Source organism: Pelorhabdus rhamnosifermentans, from assembly GCF_018835585.1.
Lineage (GTDB): Bacteria > Bacillota > Negativicutes > UMGS1260 > UMGS1260 > Pelorhabdus > Pelorhabdus rhamnosifermentans.
In genome coordinates this window covers 1-288 of record NZ_JAHGVE010000124.1, presented here as the reverse complement: position 1 = coordinate 288, position 288 = coordinate 1, and the positions used below count along the sequence as shown (strand labels likewise).

Genomic DNA, 288 nt, shown 5'->3' with positions numbered 1-288 from the left:
AAGTGATTATATTAAAGGCATTACTAACCGGGCGTTAGCCTATATCAAGGCAGGCTTTGCCGTTCACTTACGTGGCAATTCCGGTACCGGGAAAACAGCGTTGGCTATGCATATTTCCGAAAAATTAGGAAGGCCGATAATGCTTATTCATGGTGACGATGAACTCAGCACGTCCGACTTGATTGGTGGCAGGTGTGGTTTTCGTGTGCGTAAGGTAATGGATAATTTTATAAAATCCGTACTCAAAACCGAAGAAGATATGCTTCAACATTGGATAGATAGCCGTTT

The 288-nt window shown here is 42.7% G+C and carries 1 protein-coding gene; it reads left to right on the top strand.

Going from position 1 to position 288, the window contains the following annotated elements:
• A partial coding sequence (locus Ga0466249_RS26045; protein ID WP_215832396.1) for an AAA family ATPase occupies positions 1-288 on the top strand: 288 nt, incomplete at both ends.